2 protein-coding genes are annotated in these 1,396 nt (G+C 66.9%); both read right to left on the bottom strand.

The annotated features are described in order from the left end of the window. Nucleotides 1–53: 53 nt before the first annotated feature. Nucleotides 54–755: a DUF4191 domain-containing protein gene (locus tag ABZS97_RS43990; protein ID WP_356149735.1), complete on the bottom strand. Its 702-nt coding sequence runs from the start codon at nt 753–755 to the stop codon at nt 54–56. Between the two features lie 89 nt (nt 756–844). Beyond that, nucleotides 845–1,042, bottom strand: coding sequence for a hypothetical protein (locus ABZS97_RS43995; protein WP_356149737.1), 198 nt, complete (start codon nt 1,040–1,042; stop codon nt 845–847). Nucleotides 1,043–1,396: the final 354 nt, after the last annotated feature.

Consider the following 1,396-nt stretch of genomic DNA (forward strand, 5'->3'; position numbering starts at 1 on the left):
GCCCGGAGTGATCTCCGGGCGCCCCCTTCGTCGTACGACTCGTAGGAGGGAGGTCAGCGGGCCTTCGGCCCGCCGCGCGGCATCCGCATGCCCTTGGGCATCGGGCCCTTCGGCAACGGCATGTTGCTCATCAGGTCGCCCATCGCGCGCAGCCGGTCGTTGGTCGCGGTGACCTGCGGGCCGGCCAGGACGCGGGGGAGCTTCAGCATCGTCGTGCGGAGCTTCTTGAGGTCCACCTGGCCCTCACCGCTGCCGACGAGGATGTCGTGCACCGGCACGTCCGAGACGATCCGCGCCATCTTCCGCTTCTCGGCGGCCAGCAGGCTCTTCACCCGGTTCGGGTTGCCCTCGGCGACCAGCACGATGCCCGCCTTGCCCACGGCGCGGTGCACCACGTCCTGGCTGCGGTTCATCGCCACGGCCGGGGTCGTCGTCCAGCCTCGGCCGATGTTGTCCAGCACTGCGGCGGCAGCGCCCGGCTGGCCCTCCATCTGCCCGAAGGCGGCGCGCTCGGCCCTGCGTCCGAAGACGATCGCCGTCGCGAGGAAGGCGAGCAGCAGGCCGAGAATGCCCAGATAGACCGGGTGACCGATCAGGAAGCCGATCGCGAGGAAGACACCGAGGGTGACGATCGCGACAGCCCCGAGTACAAGACCGATCTTGGAGTCGGCCTTGCGGGTCATCTTGTAAGTGAGAGCGATCTGCTTGAGTCGCCCGGGGTTCGAGGCGTCCGCCGCGGTTTCCTTCTTCGCCATGGCAGGAAGTCTACGTGGCCCGACAAGCGCCTACGACGGCAGTGTGCCGGGACGGGTGCCGGGACAGCCCTCCCGGCGCGGGGCGCCCGCTACGAACGCGTGGAGGCGGATTCCAGAACGCGCTGAGCCTCGACCCGGTCCTTGGCGCGGCGGCGGTCCTCCAGGACGGACGTCCAGGCATTGCGACGGGCGGTGCGCTGGCCACTGCTCATCAGCAGCGACTCGACGGCACGGAGTGCATCGGTGAACGACGGGATGGCTGTGGCGCGTACGGGCGCGGCCTGCATGATGGAGGTCCCCCCTCGGGATCGGCGGCTCTGGTTAAGGGTGCACGTGGTGTAAGACCAGGGTCACTGATTGGTGTTACCAGGGCGTGACCGACCGGTCAAACACCAATGAAGCCTTGATGCGCGGGGTTCAAACACCGACGCGGCCCGGAAACCGCTCCCATCTGCGGGGACGGCCGGACCGCGTCGAACGAGCCAGTGTTGCGGGGGAGTTGCTTGTGTGCCGATTCACATGCGGGCGGTGGCACTCAGTGCCACCCCCCCCACCAGTAAAAAGAAATTTTGAAAACCTATTACCCCGCGCAAAACGACCGAGATAGCACAAAACAACAGCCCAAAAAAAACACCCACAAA

The sequence above is a fragment of the Streptomyces sp. NPDC005485 genome, from assembly GCF_040606085.1.
Taxonomy (GTDB): domain Bacteria; phylum Actinomycetota; class Actinomycetes; order Streptomycetales; family Streptomycetaceae; genus Streptomyces.

Excerpts from the sequence above, each read along its gene's own strand:
- ABZS97_RS43990 (WP_356149735.1), bottom strand. The coding sequence starts at position 755 with ATGGCGAAGAAGGAAACCGCGGCGGACGCCTCGAACCCCGGGCGACTC.
- ABZS97_RS43995 (WP_356149737.1), bottom strand. The coding sequence starts at position 1,042 with ATGCAGGCCGCGCCCGTACGCGCCACAGCCATCCCGTCGTTCACCGAT.